15 protein-coding genes and 1 pseudogene are annotated in these 16,188 nt (G+C 65.7%); 14 read left to right on the top strand and 2 right to left on the bottom strand.

The features are described from left to right. The first annotated feature begins 144 nt into the window (after positions 1 to 144). The 7 genes from XCC_RS04255 (at position 145) to rlmM (ending at position 6,243) form a co-directional block, all read left to right on the top strand. Complete coding sequence (locus tag XCC_RS04255; RefSeq protein ID WP_011036057.1) at positions 145 to 1,884, top strand: glutamine--tRNA ligase/YqeY domain fusion protein; 1,740 nt, start codon at positions 145 to 147, stop codon at positions 1,882 to 1,884. 43 nt (positions 1,885 to 1,927) lie between these two features. Beyond that, entirely contained in the window at positions 1,928 to 2,671 is a 744-nt protein-coding gene (locus XCC_RS04250; protein ID WP_011036056.1) for a helix-turn-helix transcriptional regulator, read from the top strand. Positions 2,672 to 2,796: 125 nt separating this feature from the next. Continuing rightward, a complete protein-coding gene (locus XCC_RS04245) occupies positions 2,797 to 3,726 on the top strand; it encodes a DMT family transporter (protein WP_011036055.1) in 930 nt (309 codons plus the stop codon). 100 nt (positions 3,727 to 3,826) lie between these two features. Next, on the top strand, positions 3,827 to 4,147 hold the full coding sequence (locus XCC_RS04240; RefSeq protein WP_016945075.1) for an STN domain-containing protein: 321 nt from the start codon (positions 3,827 to 3,829) through the stop codon (positions 4,145 to 4,147). A gap of 72 nt (positions 4,148 to 4,219) precedes the next feature. Beyond that, positions 4,220 to 4,618, top strand: coding sequence for a hypothetical protein (locus tag XCC_RS04235; RefSeq protein ID WP_012439161.1), 399 nt, complete (start codon positions 4,220 to 4,222; stop codon positions 4,616 to 4,618). Further along, positions 4,618 to 5,178, top strand: a complete 561-nt coding sequence (locus tag XCC_RS04230; protein WP_011036053.1) for a nucleoside deaminase — start codon at positions 4,618 to 4,620, stop codon at positions 5,176 to 5,178. The genes XCC_RS04235 and XCC_RS04230 overlap by 1 nt, the downstream gene beginning before the upstream one ends. Before the next feature lie 21 nt (positions 5,179 to 5,199). Then, positions 5,200 to 6,243: a 23S rRNA (cytidine(2498)-2'-O)-methyltransferase RlmM gene (gene rlmM / locus XCC_RS04225; RefSeq protein ID WP_011036052.1), complete on the top strand. Its 1,044-nt coding sequence runs from the start codon at positions 5,200 to 5,202 to the stop codon at positions 6,241 to 6,243. 267 nt (positions 6,244 to 6,510) lie between these two features. Here rlmM and XCC_RS04220 read toward each other — a convergent pair whose 3' ends face one another. Beyond that, complete coding sequence (locus XCC_RS04220) at positions 6,511 to 7,620, bottom strand: Gfo/Idh/MocA family protein (RefSeq protein WP_019237928.1); 1,110 nt, start codon at positions 7,618 to 7,620, stop codon at positions 6,511 to 6,513. 124 nt (positions 7,621 to 7,744) lie between these two features. Here XCC_RS04220 and XCC_RS04215 point away from each other — a divergent pair, with 124 nt between their 5' ends. The 7 genes and pseudogenes from XCC_RS04215 to XCC_RS04185 all read left to right on the top strand — a co-directional run bounded on the left by XCC_RS04215 (position 7,745) and on the right by XCC_RS04185 (position 14,802). Next, positions 7,745 to 8,647 carry an SMP-30/gluconolactonase/LRE family protein gene (locus tag XCC_RS04215; RefSeq protein WP_019237929.1) on the top strand — a complete coding sequence of 301 codons (903 nt, stop codon included), beginning with the start codon at positions 7,745 to 7,747 and terminating at the stop codon, positions 8,645 to 8,647. An 81-nt stretch (positions 8,648 to 8,728) separates the two neighbouring features. Continuing rightward, positions 8,729 to 9,451 carry a hypothetical protein gene (locus tag XCC_RS04210; RefSeq protein WP_012439164.1) on the top strand — a complete coding sequence of 241 codons (723 nt, stop codon included), beginning with the start codon at positions 8,729 to 8,731 and terminating at the stop codon, positions 9,449 to 9,451. 230 nt (positions 9,452 to 9,681) lie between these two features. Then, positions 9,682 to 10,077: a hypothetical protein gene (locus XCC_RS04205; RefSeq protein WP_019237930.1), complete on the top strand. Its 396-nt coding sequence runs from the start codon at positions 9,682 to 9,684 to the stop codon at positions 10,075 to 10,077. A gap of 144 nt (positions 10,078 to 10,221) precedes the next feature. Beyond that, positions 10,222 to 10,692: a MarR family winged helix-turn-helix transcriptional regulator gene (locus XCC_RS04200; protein ID WP_011036047.1), complete on the top strand. Its 471-nt coding sequence runs from the start codon at positions 10,222 to 10,224 to the stop codon at positions 10,690 to 10,692. A 33-nt stretch (positions 10,693 to 10,725) separates the two neighbouring features. Continuing rightward, entirely contained in the window at positions 10,726 to 11,553 is an 828-nt protein-coding gene (locus XCC_RS04195) for a p-hydroxycinnamoyl CoA hydratase/lyase (protein WP_011036046.1), read from the top strand. Between the two features lie 86 nt (positions 11,554 to 11,639). After that, positions 11,640 to 13,108, top strand: a pseudogene (locus tag XCC_RS04190) (aldehyde dehydrogenase). Positions 13,109 to 13,323: 215 nt separating this feature from the next. Further along, positions 13,324 to 14,802: an AMP-binding protein gene (locus tag XCC_RS04185; RefSeq protein WP_011036043.1), complete on the top strand. Its 1,479-nt coding sequence runs from the start codon at positions 13,324 to 13,326 to the stop codon at positions 14,800 to 14,802. A 331-nt stretch (positions 14,803 to 15,133) separates the two neighbouring features. Here the strand turns inward: XCC_RS04185 and XCC_RS04180 are convergent, their stop codons facing one another. Beyond that, on the bottom strand, positions 15,134 to 16,135 hold the full coding sequence (locus tag XCC_RS04180; RefSeq protein WP_011036042.1) for a LysR substrate-binding domain-containing protein: 1,002 nt from the start codon (positions 16,133 to 16,135) through the stop codon (positions 15,134 to 15,136). Between the last annotated feature and the right edge of the window lie 53 nt (positions 16,136 to 16,188).

The following is a 16,188-nucleotide window of genomic DNA, read 5'->3' as shown; positions in this document are numbered from 1 at the left end:
TTGCGCGCCTGCCCCGGCCACCGCAGGTGCCAAGGCGCTCTGGCACTGCCCCGCACGTGCCACCAGGCCGCCACGTGCGCCGCGCCTACCCCTAAACCGGTGCCACCGCCTAAACTTGCGGTTTATCCGATACCGATGCCCCGCATGTCCGAGATTCCAGCCACCGACGCCACCGCCCCGGCGGAGAAGAAAGACTTCATCCGCCAGATCGTTCGCGAGGACCTGGCCAGCGGCAAGCACACGGCCATCCGCACCCGCTTCCCGCCCGAGCCCAATGGCTACCTGCATATCGGCCATGCCAAGGCGATCTGCCTGGACTTCGGCCTGGCGGCCGAGTTCGGCGGGCTGTGCAACCTGCGCCTGGACGATACCAACCCGGCCAAGGAAGACCCCGAGTTCGTGGTCGCCATCCAGGACGACGTGCGCTGGCTGGGCTTTGAGTGGGCGCAGCTGCGGCATGCCTCCGATTACTTCGAGGTGTACTACCTGGCGGCGGAAAAGCTGATCCGCGACGGCCATGCGTTCGTCTGCGACCTCTCGGCCGAGCAGGTGCGCCAATACCGCGGCACGCTGACCGAGCCAGGCCGCAACTCGCCGTTCCGCGAACGCAGCGTCGACGAAAACCTGGACCTGTTCCGGCGCATGCGGGCCGGCGAATTCCCCGATGGCGCGCGCACGCTGCGCGCCAAGATCGACATGGCCAGCGGCAACATCAACCTGCGCGACCCGGCGCTGTACCGCATCAAGCACGTCGAACACCAGAACACCGGCAACGCCTGGCCGATCTACCCGATGTATGACTTCGCGCATTCGCTGGGCGATGCGGTGGAAGGCATCACCCATTCGCTGTGCACGCTGGAATTTGAAGACCACCGCCCGTTGTACGACTGGTGCGTGGACAAGGTGGACCTGAGCGGCCATCCCGAGCTGCTGGCGCCGCTGCTGGGCAAGGGCTACCCGAAGGAAGCCGCCAAGCCGCGCCAGATCGAGTTCTCGCGCCTGAACATCAACTACACGGTGATGAGCAAGCGCAAGCTCACCGCGCTGGTGGAAGAACAGCTGGTGGACGGCTGGGACGACCCGCGCATGTACACGCTGCAGGGCCTGCGCCGGCGCGGCTATACGCCGGCGGCGATGCGTCTGTTCGTGGACCGCGTGGGTATCAGCAAACAGAACTCGGTGATCGATTTCTCGGTACTGGAAGGCTGCCTGCGCGAAGACCTGGACGCGGCCGCCGCGCGGCGCATGGCAGTCATCGACCCGCTCAAGCTGGTGCTGACCAACCTGCCCGAGGGTCACACCGAGACGCTGCAGTTTTCCAACCACCCTAAGGACGAGAGCTTCGGCACGCGTGAGGTGCCGTTTGCGCGCGAGCTGTGGATCGAGCGCGAGGATTTTGCCGAAGTGCCGCCCAAGGGCTGGAAGCGGCTGGTGCCGGGCGGCGAGATCCGTCTGCGCGGCGCGGGCATTGCGCGCGTGGATGAAGTGATCAAGGACGCCGCCGGCGAGATCGTGGAGCTGCGCGGCTGGCTGGATCCGGAATCGCGCCCGGGCATGATCGGTTCCAACCGCAAGGTCAAGGGGACCATCCATTGGGTCAGCGCCGTCCATGCGGTGGAGGCGGAAATCCGCCTGTACGACCGTCTGTTCTCGGTGGAAAAGCCCGACGACGAGTCCGAAGGCAAGACCTACCGCGACTACCTCAACCCCGAGTCCAAGCGCAGCGTGCGCGGCTATGTGGAGCCGTCGGCGGCGCAGGCCGCACCCGAGCAGGCGTTCCAGTTCGAGCGCACCGGCTATTTCGTGGCCGACCGTCGCGACCACAGTGCCGCCACGCCGGCGTTCAACCGCAGCGTGACCCTGCGCGACACCTGGGCCAAGTGAGGCTCCGCCGCGCCGCTGCTCGCAACGGCGCGGCCCTGCTGCAATGACCGATGGCGCCCTGCATCTACGTCAGTATGGGCGTGACGGGTATCGCCACCGCCACGCCCATGTGCAGGTGGTGCTGCCGGTTCGCGGCACGTTGGAGATCGAGGTTGGTGGACGCGGCGGGCGCGTCGATCACCGGCAGGCGGTGGTCATCGCACCGCACACCGATCACGATCAGGCCGCGCACGACGACAACCGTTTTCTGATCCTGGAATGCAGCGACGCTGACGTGGGCGCCCATCGCGTGGAGCAGCTGCAACAGCGGCCATTTGTGGCCACCACGCCGCGCCTGCTGGCCATTGCCAACTTCATCGACCAGCACTGCCGCACGCGCGATGCCGTACCTGCCCTGCTGCGTGGCCATTGTCTGCCGCCCCTGCTGCACGCCCTGCGCGCCGATCCTGCACCACTGCAGCGCCTGCAGCAGCTGTGCGACACGATTACCGCAACACACGCCGAGCCCTGGCCGGTGCAGCGCATGGCCGCGTACCTGGGCATGGGCGCAGGCCGCGTACACGCGCTGTTTCGCGACACCTTCGATCAAACGCCGCAGCAATGGCTGGGTGCGTTGCGGCTGCAGCGCGTCTGCCTGCAGCTGGCGCATACCGATGTGCCGATCGCGCAGCTGGCACTGGTGCATGGCTGGTCGGACCAGACCGCACTGACGCGTGCGATGCGCCGCATCCTGGGCATGACGCCGGCGGCGTATCGACGCCGCCAGCAGCATGCCGGCACGCGCTGAGCGGCATGCCGTGGGCGGTGTGATCCCCGCACACAGCGGCGGCCAGGCTGAACGCCGCACAAGAGCCCGGGTCAAGCCGCCCCTGCACACACGCGGCATGCTGCACGCCTGGAAGGAGGTGTGCGATGCGTGAGCGGCTGATGGCAGGCGTGGCCAGTGGCATGGGCGCCGGCGCGTTGTGGGGGTTGGTGTTTTTGGCACCACAGTTGCTGGCGGCGTTTTCGCCGTTGCAACTGGCGTTGTCGCGCTACCTGGCCTATGGCGCAGTGGCCGCATTGGTGCTGGCGCCGCGCGCGCGGCGCACCGCCGCCCGGCTGGGCCGCGCCGAGTGGTGGGCGCTGGTGCGCCTGAGCCTGCTGGGCAACCTGATCTACTACGTGCTGCTCGGCAGTGCCGTGCAATGGGCCGGTGGTGCGGCCACCGCGCTGATCATCGGCCTGCTGCCGGTGGTGGTCACGGTGATCGGCACGCGCGCCGCCGGTGCGGTGGGATTACCGCCCCTGGCCGCGCCGTGCGCGCTGTGCGTGGCAGGCGTGGCGCTGGTGGCCGTGGACACCTTGCAGCGCGACGGCGGCGCGCAAGCGTCGGATCTGGGCACCCGCGTCGCCGGGCTGTTGTGCGCGGTGGGCGCGTTGATCAGCTGGTCGGTGTATTCCATCGGCAATGCCCGCTGGCTGCGACGCCGCGCCGACCTGTCCAGCCAGGACTGGTCGCTGCTGACCGGCGTGGTCACCGGGGCACTGGCGCTGCTATTGGCCCCGCTCACATTGCTCGACACCACCGTGCATGCGCCGCTCGACTGGGCCCGCTTCTGGGCCATTGCATTGGTACTGGCGGTGCTCGCCTCGGTGATCGGCAATGGCCTGTGGAACCGCGCCAGCCGGCTGCTGCCGCTGACCCTGGTCGGCCAGATGATCGTGTTCGAAACGGTGTTCGCGCTGCTGTACGGCTTTGCCTGGGAAGCGCGCCTACCCACCGGGCTGGAGCTGGCCGCCATTGCCTGCCTGCTGGTGGGCGTGCTGTGGTGCGCAGCGCTGCATGGCGAAACGAACTGACTCACCGCCGGCACCACACCAGGTGCCTACCCTGCGACATTGACCTCACGCAATGCCCATGCATATTTCCCTATCCCTACGCTGCGCGTTGGCTTGCCTGATGCTTGGTCTGGGCGCCTGCACAACCCAGCCCGCTGGCCCACAGGCGAGCACGCCGCCCAGCGGCCCCTGCGATGTGGTCGCAGTGCCGCCGAACTACGACATCCCGCCGGCACGGCTGGACGAAACCATGCAGCAGCTGGCCCACGCCACCCGCTGCGCGATTCAGTTTTCCCCGCCCACCGACCGCTCCTTCGATGCGGTACCGGTCAATGCGGTGCACGGCCAGGTGAGCATCCGCCAGGCAGTGCGCCAGGCCATCGCCGGCACCGGGATCGTGGTCCAGCAAGAAACCGCCGATTCGATCACGCTGAGCCGCTGACCGGCCACAGCGGCGTGCGGCGTGGGCAGGAGGGCTACCATGGCAGTCCTCCGCCCCTTGCAGGACGCCCGCATGCCCCGTACACATTCCTGGCTCCTGAGCACCGTGCTGCTGATCGCGCAGGCCTTGCTGATCGGCTGTGTTGCTCCCGCACCCACCGAAGCGGCCACACCGCCCGCATCGGCCTCACCCATCAAGCGCATCCAGGTCAACACCACCTGCCGCACCGATGCCGATTGCACGGTGAAAGACGTGGGCAACTGTTGCGGCGCGTTTCCCGCATGCGTCAACGTCAACAGCGCCACCGACCCCAAGGGCGTGCTGGCGCAATGTCAGGCCAGCGGCACGATGAGTGTGTGCGGCTTCCGCGAGATCAGTGCCTGTCAGTGCGTTTCCGGCCAATGTGCCGCAAGCGATGCACAGACCGATACACTGCGCCGCCCCGATTCCTCTCCTGCACCGGTCCAGTGATGCTCTACGCGCAAGTTCACCTCACCCTGCCCGCCTGGATCCACGACCATGTGGACGCTAGCCGCGCCTATCCTGGCGACGCCGAGAAAGTGGCGCTGGCGATCGATCTGTCGCGGATGAACGTGGAAGCACGCAGCGGCGGCCCGTTTGGGGCGGTGGTGTTCGGGCCCGACGACCGCATCATCGCCGCGGCGGTGAACCGCGTGGTGCCACAGAACACTTCGCTGGCACATGCGGAAAACATGGCCTACATGCTGGCCCAGCAGCGCCTGCAGACGCCACGGTTGAACGATGTCCTGTCGCCGGTGACCCTGGCCACCTCTGCGCAGCCGTGCTGCCAGTGCTACGGCGCCACCGTGTGGGCCGGCATCGACCGCCTGCTGATCGGCGCGCGCGCCGAAGACGTGATGGCCTTGACCGAATTCGACGAAGGCCCGCTGCCGGCCGACTGGGTGGGCGAGCTGACCCGTCGCGGCATCGAGGTGGTGCGCGATGTGCAGCGCGAACAGGCCTGCGCGGTGTTGCGCAGCTATGGCGAGGGTGGCGGTGATCATTATTGACCTCCCACGGCAGGCACTGCGATGAGCGGGCTGCTGTGCTATTGCCGGCAGGGCTTCGAGCCGGAACTGGCCGCCGAACTCAGCGCCCGCGCAGCGTTTGTCGGCATTGCCGGCTATGCGCGCACGCAGCGTAACGATGGCTATGTGTTGTTTGTCTGCGACGAGGCCGCGCAGCTGGCCGCCAGGCTGCAGTGGCGCGAGCTGATCTTCGCGCGCCAGAAACTGGTGGTGCTCGCCGAACTCAAGGGCCTCGATCCCAAGGACCGCATCACCCCGATCCTGGCGGCGCTGGACGGCCAACCGCGCTTTGGCGATCTGTGGGTGGAGCATCCGGATTCGGACGCCGGCAAACCACTGGCCGGCCTGGCCCGCAGCTTCGGGAATGCGTTGCGGCCTGCATTGCGCAAGGCCGGCCTGCTGACCGACAAACCACAAGCGCGACTGCCACGCCTGCACATCTGTTTTCTGGATGGCGACCACGCACTGCTGGCAGTGGCCGACAGCAGCGACAGCGCGCCCTGGCCGCTCGGCATTCCGCGCCTGAAATTGCTGCCGGAGGCGCCATCGCGCTCGGCACTCAAGCTCGACGAAGCACTGCTCACGCTGCTGACCCCGGAAGAACGCGAACAGCTGGTCAAACCCGGCATGCGCGCCGCCGATCTGGGCGCCGCACCGGGCGGCTGGACCTGGGTGCTCACCCGCCAGCACGTGCACGTGACCAGTGTCGACAACGGCCCGCTACGCGAGCATGTGCTGGCCACCGGTCTGGTCGAACATCTGCGTGCCGATGGCTTTCACTGGAAGCCCGCGCAACCGCTGGACTGGATGGTCTGCGACATGGTCGAGCAGCCGCGCCGCGTGGCCGAACGCATGGCCACCTGGGTGCGCGAAGGCTGGTGCCGCCACACCATCTTCAATCTCAAGTTGCCAATGAAAAAACGCTGGGACGAGACCCGGCTGTGCCTGGACCTGTTCGAGCAGCAAGCCGAGAAATCACTGACGGTGCGAGCCAAGCAGCTCTATCACGACCGTGAGGAAATCACGGTGCTGGCGATGCGGGGCTAGGCGCTGGGATTCGGGAATCGGGATTGGGGAATCGTAAGAGCGGGGAGTGGTGGTGTTATTGCTACTCGCTGGCGGGCACTCGCTGACCAAGCGTGACGTTTCACTCGCGCGCGTTGGTAGTTTTTGGCGGGCGGTCGCGCTTTCGGTCACCGGTAGTAGTGCTGCTACATGTTTGTTCGCACTGCACGCATCGTTGCAGGCTGGTTTGCGCCAGCCTGCTCGCTTGATTTCAGCGGCCGCTCCGTCGATAAAAAGAGCGGGCTGCGGTTACAGCACGATGCGCTTGCTGCCCTCGCGCGCAGAGCGGTAGATCGCATCCACGATGCGGATGTCGCGCAGGCCTTCTTCGCCCGGTGCACGTAGCGGCGTGCCGTTGAGGATGGCCAAGGCATCTTCGTCCATCTGCAGTGCCTGTTGGTGCGGCACCTTGGCGTCGAACACGCGGCCATCGCTGGCCTTGCCGGTGACGCCCTGGTAGGCCTGAAACGGCGACAACTCGTACCAGCCACGTTCGCACTCGGCACGCAGCACATTCATGTTGGCACCGAAGCTGGTCTTGCATGCGGCACGCACGGAATTGGGAAATTCCAGCGTGAAATCCATATGCTCGTCGACTTCGTCGAACAGCTCCGGGCGATCGGTCCAGCGCTTGGCGGTCACGGCCACCGGCTCGGCACCCACCGTATAGCGCGCGGCATTGAGCGGATACACGCCCATGTCGTACATCGCGCCGCCACCGAATTGCGAACGCAGGCGCCACGGCCGGTCAGCCTTGGTCGCATCGTGATAGCCGTTGTAGCCGGCTTCGGCACGCACGCGCTGCATGGCTCCAAACGGCTTCTCGCTGGCCATCGCAATCAGGCGCCGTGTGTTGGGCTCGTGCTGCATGCGATAGCCAATGGTCAACGCCACCTTGTTGCGTTTGCATGCAGCGATCATCGCCTCGCACTCGCCTGCGTTCATTGCCATCGGTTTTTCGCACCACACGTGCTTGCCGGCCGCGGCCGCGCGCAATGTCAGCGGCGCATGCAGATGGGTGGGCGTGACGATGTAGACCACGTCGATGTCGCTGTTATCGGCGATCTGGTCGAAATTCTCGTAGTTGTAGACGTTGCGATCGGGAATCTTGTACTTGGATTGCCACTGCGGAATCTTCGAGGCCGTACCGGTCACGATGCCGGCGAGCCTGCAGTGCTTGGTCAAGGCCAGGCCCGGTGCGAGCTGTTCGCTGGCATAACTGCCCAGCCCGGCAAGCGCGACATTGAGCGGTTTTCCTGGCGCTTTTTTCGGCAATGCCCAGGCAGGTGCACCGAGCAGGATGCCTGCACCGCCGAGGGCGGCAAGCAAGCGGCGACGCGTTACGGATTCCACAGACATGCAAACCTCCCTCGCAAGACTAGGCCAATACTGCTCGCGCACCTTACTTGATCGGCGGCGATCACCGCCATGGTTGCAACGCACGTTCTGGCACACTGCGGCGCACCCTCTCGGAGCCTGTCGCATGATCGCTGCCGCCTGTGTTCGCTTGTTGCCGTTTGCGCTTGTCTTGTCCAGTTCGCTCGCCATCGCGGCCGATGCGCCCTTCGTTGCACGCGACCTGATCGGCGATGGGGCCTTCACGAGCAATGCAGAGGGCCCGGCCGCCGGGCCGGACGGTGCGATCTACGCGGTGAATCTCGGCAAGGACGGCACCATCGGCCACATCACGCTGCACGCCGATGGCAGTGCCAAGGCCGAGGTCTTCCTGACCTTGCCCGAAGGCAGCCGCGGCAATGGCATCCGTTTCCGCGATGGCGCGATGTTCGTGGCCGACACGCTTGGCCGCAAGATCCTGCGCGTGGATCTGCGCACGCGCGCGGTGAGCACTTTCGCCGCGCTGCCCGCCTCCAACGGCCCCAACGATCTCGCGCTCGCCCCCGATGGCAGCTTCTACACCAGCGATCCCAACTGGACCGACAACAGCGGCCGCCTGTGGCAGGTCAGCCGCGATGGCGCCGTGCAACTGCTCGAAGACGGCATGACCACGCCCAATGGCCTGGATGTGAGCCCGGATGGCAAGCACCTGTACGTCAACGAGAGCATGGCGCGCAAGGTGTGGGTCTATGACCGCGTGGACGGCGGCCTGCGCAATAAGCGCGTATTGATCGAATTCCCCGATTTCGGCCTGGACGGCATGCGCTGCGATGCCGACGGCAATCTCTACATCGGCCGCTACGACGCCGGGCAGATTGCGGTGGTGTCGCCGCAGGGCAAGCTGCTGCGCACCATCGCGCTCAAGGGCCGCAAGGCCAGCAACGTGGCGTTTGGCGGCACCGACGGCAAGCAAGTGTTCGTCACGCTGCAGGACCGGGGCGCAGTTGAAACGTTCAGATCCGACCGCCCCGGCCGCGAAACCGGACGCTGAAACTGCTGCGCACGTCGCAGCGGTTCTCAGGCCACGCAACGGCGTCCTGGCATGCTGCATGTCACCTGTGGAGGACTCCTCATGCAACCGATCGAACTGAAGGACGCGGCCGCCTTTGGCAGCGAATTCCTGCGCCTGACCTTGCTGCAAGGCTTCCAATCGCTCACCAAGCGCGATCTGGAATTGTTGATCTTCGTGTTGCTGGAGCGCGATGGCGCGATCTCCCGCAACAGCTCCAATGCCGCGGTCGCACTGCAGCTGCGGGTGACCTCGGCCAAAGTGAAGGCGCTGCGTCGCGATGGCTACGCACGCTGGCGCGCGTTGGTGCCCGAAGAAGGCGACGCGGCCATGCAGCGCATCGTGGCCAACGTACTCACCGAAGACAATCTGCGATCGGGCGCAAAACATGTCAGCGAACGCAGCCGCAAGGAAGGGTTTCTGGCCGTGCGTATCGAACACCCCGATGATGCACAGCAGTTCGAGCAGGCCATTCTGGATGTCGGCGCGCTGCCGGTGTACGAGCGCAATCGTGAAGTGGTGGCGGTGCGCTTCGACACGCTGCTGAAGATCGCCGAACGCTGGGGCTATCTGCAGCCGGACCCGCAGGCCACCGTGCGCGAACTGCAAAAACTCACGCCTACCGCCGAAGAAGTGTCCGACCTGCTGAAGAAGGACATCACGCAGGTGCGCTGGGAAGATGTGCGGCGCGCGCTCAACAGCCTGGGCGCCAAGGCCGTGACCAGCACCGCCGAAGGCGGCCTGAAGGGCTTGCTGAAGATCGTCTTTCCCTTCATTCCTGGTTGAGTGCACGCACGGCGTTGCAGGCACGCACTCCTGTAATGTCGATGCGCTGGTTGGCGGCTTTGCTGCGACAACCAGGCACCACCGCATGGATGCACAGGCTCAACACGCATGCGGATGCCGCGTCCACCACAGGAATACAGCGCGCCTGACGACTGGCCGCACCAGGAATGGCTCGCAGCCGCCCGCCATCGGCGCTAGGCTTGCCGGCTGTTCCACATCAGGGGGATCTGATGACCACGCTCCGTACCGTTACCTGTTTTTTGCTGCTGCTCGCCAGCGGCACTGCCTGGAGCCAGCAGGCGCCCACGCCCGCCAGCAGCATGCCGTTGATCGATGTGCCTAGCGCCATCCGTACCCAGCCGCTGGCCAGCGGCGAAGTGACCCACCAGGCGCAGCTGGAGCGCCCGCGCGGCGAATCCAGCGTGATCGTGCGCTCCATCCAGCCCACCAGCGTGGTGGGCAGTTACCGCATCGATTTCCAGGCGATGGACACCGATGGCGACGGCCGCATCAGCCGCGCCGAGGCGCAGGCCAACCCGGCACTGGCCGATGAATTCGACGCACTCGATACGCGCCACAGCGGCGCCCTCAGCCGCGAACAGCTGGCTGGCTGGCTGATCCAGTAACTGCCTGCGCTCCTTGCGCAGCGGGCCGTGCGCGCCGCCGCACGGCCACGCGCACAGCCGTTCATGCGGCGGCCGTCTTTACCTATTGCAGGGTCCGCTTGGGTCGGCTAGATTGTATTTCATGGATACAATCTGGACATCCCGATGACCGCTCGCCTGGCCCTTGCTGCCGACCTTGGCTATCAACTGCAACTGGCTGCCCTGGCTTCCGGGCATGCCGCGCGGCAGGAACTGGCCGAACTGCATCTCACCCCGGCGCGGGTCACCGCACTGATCCACATCCGCGACCAACCCGGTTGCGATCAGACCGAACTTGGCCAACGCCTGCTGGTCAATCGCGCCGCCGGCATGAAGATCGCCAACGCGCTCGCCGAGCAGGGCCTGATCGAACGCCTGGCCGGCCGTGACCGGCGCAGCAAGGGGCTCTATCTCACGCAGATGGGCGAACAGACGCTTGTGACCGCGCAGGGCTGCCTGGCGCGCGCCACCGAACGTACCTGCAGCGATCTGCAGGCTGGCGAACGCCAGACCCTGTTGCGCCTGCTGTGCAAATTGAACGCCAGCACTGTCCTGCAACCGGCAGACGCCGAAGACGCGCTGGCCGAATCACTCTGACCCGCTACATCCCTCACTGCTAGGAGAGGCCGCTTGAACGAGCATGACGTGGTATCGGTGCATGTGGAAAACCGCATTGCGTGGGTAAAGTTTGCGCGGCCGGACAAGCGCAACGCGATGAGCCCGGCGCTCAATCGCCGCATGCTGGACGTGCTGGACGAGCTGGAATTCGACGACAACGTCGGCGTGCTGGTGCTTGGTGGCGAAGGTACCGCGTGGTCGGCCGGCATGGACCTGAAGGAATACTTTCGCGAGACCGAAGCACAAGGCCTGCGCGGCGTGCGCCGATCGCAACGCGAATCCTATGGCTGGTTCCGCCGGCTGCGCTGGTACCAAAAACCCACCATCGCCATGGTCAACGGGTGGTGTTTCGGCGGCGGCTTCGGCCCGTTGTTCGCCTGCGACCTGGCCATCGCCGCCGACGAGGCGCAATTCGGCCTGTCGGAAATCAACTGGGGCATCCTGCCCGGTGGCGGCGTCACCAAGGTGGCGGTGGAATTGCTCTCCATGCGCGATGCGATGTGGATGACGCTCACCGGCGAACTGGTCGACGGCAGGAAGGCCGCCGAATGGCGCCTGGTCAACGAAAGCGTGCCGTTGGAACGGTTGGAAACACGTACGCGCGAAGTGGCCGAGTTGCTGCTCAAGAAAAATCCGGTAGCGCTGAAATATGCCAAGGATGCGGTGCGTCGCGTCGGCACCATGACCTACGACGAAGCCGAAGACTATCTGGTACGCATGCAGGAAGCGGCCAACTCGTTCGACAACAACGCGCGCAAGGAAGGCATCCGTCAGTTCATCGATGAAAAGCGTTACAAGCCCGGTCTGGGTGCGTACGAGCCGGACGCCGGCACCAACTGAGCAACGCCTTCGGCGCGTGAGCGGCCCGTGCAACGCACGTGCCGCCCATCGCTGCCGCCAGTGGTCTTCTGCACCGAGGAGGGAGTATGGAAGCCTTAGCCGCGACCCTGCGTGGCATCGCCGCGCGTGGACCGTGGGGTTTATTCATCGATGGTCAGTGGCGCGCCAGCACCGGCAGCCAGACGCTGGATGTCATCGCGCCGCACACCGAAGAACGCCTGCTGCGCTACACCGAACCATCGCATGCCGACACCGAGGCCGCGGTTGCCGCGGCGCGCAGAGCCTTCGATAGTGGCCCCTGGCCGCAGCTGCCGCCGCCAGAACGCGGCGCCGCGCTGAAGCGCATTGCCGAGCATTTGCGGGCGCGCATGCCGGAACTGGCAGATGCATGGACCGCGCAGGTCGGCGCCACCATCGGTTTCAGTCGGCGCGCCTCCAAGCAGGCGCCGGATCTGTTCGACTACTACGGCGACCTGATCACCACCCACCCGTTCGTCGAGCCACGCACGCGCTCCAGCGGCGGGCGCGTGCATGTGGTACAGGAACCGGTCGGCGTGGTCGTCGCCATCACGCCGTGGAATGCGCCGTTGGTGCTGCTCTGCTACAAGGTCGCCGCCGCGCTGGCGGCCGGCTGCACGGTGGTTGCCAAGCCGTCTCCGGAAACGCCGATCGACGCCTATATTCTGGCCGAATGCATCAGCGCCGCCGGGCTGCCGGATGGCGTGTTCAATCTGCTACCGGCCGGGCGCGAGGTGGGTGAACAGCTGATCCGGCACCCTTCGGTGGACAAGGTGAGCTTCACCGGCTCCACCCAGGCAGGGCGATCGATCGGTGTGGCCTGCGCCGAGCGCCTGGCGCGCGTCGGGCTGGAGCTGGGCGGCAAGTCGGCGGCGATCGTGCTGGAGGATGCCGACATCGAGAAAGTGCTGCCCAGCCTGGTGCCCTACTCGATGCCGATCACCGGCCAGGTGTGTTTCGCGCTCACCCGCATACTGGTCCCCGCGCATCGGCGCGAGGCCATCCTGCACGCGTATTGCTCGGCGCTGGCCACGCTCAAACTCGGCGACCCGTTTGCCGCCGACACGGGCATGGGCCCGCTGGCACTCGGCCGCCAGTTGGAACGTGTGCAAGGCTACATCGCCCAGGCAGCGCCGAAGGCGCAAAGCTGGTCATGGGCGGCGGGCGGCCAGAGCACTTGCCACGCGGTTTCTTTCTTGAGCCGACCGTGTTTGCAGGTGTGACGCCGGAGATGACCATTGCCCGCGAAGAAATCTTCGGCCCCGTCGTGAGTTTTATCGACTATCACAACGAAGAAGATCTGATCGCCAAAGTCAACGACAGCGATTACGGCCTGCATGGCACCGTCTATAGCGACGATCCCGAACGCGCCTACGCGATTGCGCGACGCGTGCGGAGCGGCAGCCATTCGATCAACGGCATGTGCGTGGATATCGAGATGCCGTTCGGTGGTGTCAAACACTCCGGCATCGGCCGCGAAGGTGGCATCGAAGGCCTGCACGGGTTTCTCGAAACCAAAACGATCTATCTCGGCTAACACCGTTTAACGCAGTCAAAAGCGTGCAACACCGATCACGTTGCCAACATGCGCAACGCGCTGCGTCATGCGTCGCGTTGCGCTCGCTGCTGCAGCTTGCTTGCCAATGCTGTGGTGAACGCGCACTGCATACAGATGCATGTACTTGAACCTTCTTGCCACCTCCGTCGCACTACACGCCCGTCACTCCCTCATCCGTACCGGAAGACAGCGCCTTGACCATGCCGACCGACTCGATATCGTTCCATGCCCGCCTGACACCGCAGCGGCTTGCTGCCCGCGACCTGCTGCTGCAACAGGAATGGACCTACGCCGAACTGGACGACCTGATCGGTCGCCTGGCTGCCGTGCTGCAGACACGCGGCTGTGTCGACGGCGAACGGCTTGCGGTGCTGGCGCGCAATTCGGTCTGGCAGGTTGCGTTGCATTTTGCCTGTGCGCGGGTTGGTGCAATCTACGTACCGCTCAACTGGCGGCTGAGTGGCACTGAGCTGGATGCCTTGTTGCAGCGTGCAGAGCCTCGCTTGCTGCTGGGCGACGATGTCGCTGCCGGACGCGCGCAGGTGGAAGACTTCGCCCGCTTCATCGACAACGCCAAGCAGCTTGCGCCTGCCGAAACACCCTACATTCCGCCCGATCGGGTCAGCCTGATCCTGTTCACTTCCGGCACGTCCGGCCAGCCCAAGGGCGTGATGTTGAGCGAGCAGAACCTGCAACAGGTCGCGCACAACTTCGGCGTCACCACGCGGGTGGAAGCGCACAGCAGTTTTCTGTGCGAGGCGCCGATGTTTCATATCATCGGCCTGGCCACCAACGTGCGCCCGGTGCTGGCAATGGGCGGCTCGATCCAGGTGTCAAATGGCTTCGAGCCCAAACGCACGCTGGGCTGGCTGGGCAATCCGGCACTGGGCATCACCCATTACGTCGGCGTGCCACAGATGATGCAGGCCTTCCGCAGCCAGCCAGGCTTCGATCCTGCAGCGCTCCGTCATCTCACCGCGTTGGTCAGCGGCGGCGCGCCGCACGCCAGCGAGGACCTGCTTGGCTGGCTGGAGGATGGCATCCCGATGGTCTGCGGCTTCGGCATGAGCGAAGCCGGCACCGTGTTCGGCATGTCGGTGGATTGCGAGGTGATCCGCAGCAAGCTCGGTGCAGCGGGAATCTCATCACCCACCGTGCAGACGCGGGTCGTGGATAACGAGGGCAACGACTGTGAGGTGGGCATGCCGGGCGAGTTGCTGTTGCGCGGGCCCAACCTCAGCCCCGGCTATTGGCGCGACCCGCAGGCCACTGCCGAGATGCGCGATGGCGCGGGCTGGTTCCGCACCGGCGACATCGTCCGACGCGATGCCGATGGGTTTTTCTGGGTAGTCGACCGCAAGAAAGACATGTTCATTTCCGGGGGTGAAAATGTGTATCCCGCAGAGATCGAAGCCGTGCTGGCCGACCATCCAGAAATCCGCGAGTGCGCCGTGGTCGGCATGGCCGACGCGCAATGGGGCGAAGTGGGCTATCTGGCGATCGTGCCAGCCACTGAAACCCCGGACCTGGAGCGGATTCGCAGCTATCTGAGCGAACGCCTGGCCAAGTACAAGGTACCCAAGCACCTGCGCGTGGTCGCGGCGCTGCCACGCACTGCCACGGGCAAACTGCAAAAAGCGCGCTTGAAGGATGCACTGGCGAACGAGGCCTGATGCAGGCCAGCGGGCCATCGAACAGGCGGGCGCGCGTATTGCGGCCCGCTTCGTTCTTGTCATTCCGCACTACCCACGCATGCACGGTACGCGACGCAACAAGACGCATAGATCCAAAGAGAAGACGCAGCTGCGCTCAACCGGCGCAGCGAGCCGCACGCCGGCTCACCACTGTGCAACACCACTTCCGGACAGCACTGCAGCAGATACACGGACACGGACACGACCGCGACGGACACGATCGCGATCGAACGGAGACCGGCACCCAACACGGGCGTGCCCAGCCGTCCCGTTCAACCACGCAGCATCACGCGCGCGCAGCAACCCTCAGCTACGCAGACGCATCCATCAGCACGTCGTATTCACCGGCCTGGTCATCGACCCACACGGCGCCCTGCTCGGCCATGGTCTTCAGCTGACGCTCCAGCTCACGCATCAACAGCCGCACGCCCGGCTTGAGGATCGCGCCGCTGTCGCGGTAGATCACGCCACCGGCGCGCGCCTGCGACGGCTGCTGCAGCTGAAACGCGCGTAGCTCGCCACGTGCGATATCGCCGGAGACCATCATGCTGGGCATTACCGCGATGCAATCGGTGCCGAGCAGGATCTCGCGGGTAAAGCTCGCCGAGCTGGAACGCAGCTGATCGCGCGTGGCCAGCCCGTGCTCGCGCATCACCTGCGCCACATCGCGCTCGACATGCTGGCTTAAAGTTGGCAGTACCTGGCGATACGCCGCGGCCTCGGCGATACGCACCTGGCCATCGGCGAACAACGGATGGTCGCTGCGCGCCACCAGGGCGATCGGGTCCTGATACAGCACCTTGCGCACCAACGCGTCGTAGCGCGCCAGCGGATACAGCCGTCCAACCACCAGATCGATCTCATTGCCGGCCAGCTTGGGCAGCAGCTCGTCGGTGCGCCCATGCAGCAGGCGCACACGCAAAGTCGGCTCAGCGCGGTACAGCGCCGCCAGCACTGCAGGCAGCAGCCCGCTGGCGGCCACGGGCAGCGCGCCGACGGTGATGGTGAGCGCGTCGTCCTGCAGCAGCCCTTCGAACGTATCCTGCGCGCGCCGCAGTTGGCCCAGCACCACGTGCGCGGTCTGTACCAGCACCTCGCCCATCGCATTGGGACGCACCCCGCGCGAGTGGCGCTCGAACAGCGGCGCACCGACGATCTCTTCGATCTCCTGCAATGCGCGCGTCAGCGCGGGCTGGGTAACGTTGAGCACGCGCGATGCGCGCAGCAGGCTCTTTTGCCGGTCCAGCGCTTCGATGACGCGCAGATGCCGGACCTTGATGCGGTGTTCGAAGAACACGGAGGACATGGTCATGGGGACGACCTTCAGTAGGGAAAAACAAAAAGGCCCGCGCAATCGCGTGCCCT

This window comes from Xanthomonas campestris pv. campestris str. ATCC 33913 (assembly GCF_000007145.1).
Lineage (GTDB): Bacteria > Pseudomonadota > Gammaproteobacteria > Xanthomonadales > Xanthomonadaceae > Xanthomonas > Xanthomonas campestris.
The sequence above is the reverse complement of the archived record's forward strand: the minus strand, read 5'-3'. Positions and strand labels throughout refer to the sequence as shown.

Bases quoted from the DNA above. Each gene is read 5' to 3' on its own strand.
- XCC_RS04255 (WP_011036057.1), top strand. From the start codon at position 145: ATGTCCGAGATTCCAGCCACCGACGCCACCGCCCCGGCGGAGAAGAAA.
- XCC_RS04250 (WP_011036056.1), top strand. From the start codon at position 1,928: ATGACCGATGGCGCCCTGCATCTACGTCAGTATGGGCGTGACGGGTAT.
- XCC_RS04245 (WP_011036055.1), top strand. From the start codon at position 2,797: ATGCGTGAGCGGCTGATGGCAGGCGTGGCCAGTGGCATGGGCGCCGGC.
- XCC_RS04240 (WP_016945075.1), top strand. From the start codon at position 3,827: ATGCTTGGTCTGGGCGCCTGCACAACCCAGCCCGCTGGCCCACAGGCG.
- XCC_RS04235 (WP_012439161.1), top strand. From the start codon at position 4,220: ATGCCCCGTACACATTCCTGGCTCCTGAGCACCGTGCTGCTGATCGCG.
- XCC_RS04230 (WP_011036053.1), top strand. From the start codon at position 4,618: ATGCTCTACGCGCAAGTTCACCTCACCCTGCCCGCCTGGATCCACGAC.
- rlmM (WP_011036052.1), top strand. From the start codon at position 5,200: ATGAGCGGGCTGCTGTGCTATTGCCGGCAGGGCTTCGAGCCGGAACTG.
- XCC_RS04220 (WP_019237928.1), bottom strand. From the start codon at position 7,620: ATGTCTGTGGAATCCGTAACGCGTCGCCGCTTGCTTGCCGCCCTCGGC.
- XCC_RS04215 (WP_019237929.1), top strand. From the start codon at position 7,745: ATGATCGCTGCCGCCTGTGTTCGCTTGTTGCCGTTTGCGCTTGTCTTG.
- XCC_RS04210 (WP_012439164.1), top strand. From the start codon at position 8,729: ATGCAACCGATCGAACTGAAGGACGCGGCCGCCTTTGGCAGCGAATTC.
- XCC_RS04205 (WP_019237930.1), top strand. From the start codon at position 9,682: ATGACCACGCTCCGTACCGTTACCTGTTTTTTGCTGCTGCTCGCCAGC.
- XCC_RS04200 (WP_011036047.1), top strand. From the start codon at position 10,222: ATGACCGCTCGCCTGGCCCTTGCTGCCGACCTTGGCTATCAACTGCAA.
- XCC_RS04180 (WP_011036042.1), bottom strand. From the start codon at position 16,135: ATGACCATGTCCTCCGTGTTCTTCGAACACCGCATCAAGGTCCGGCAT.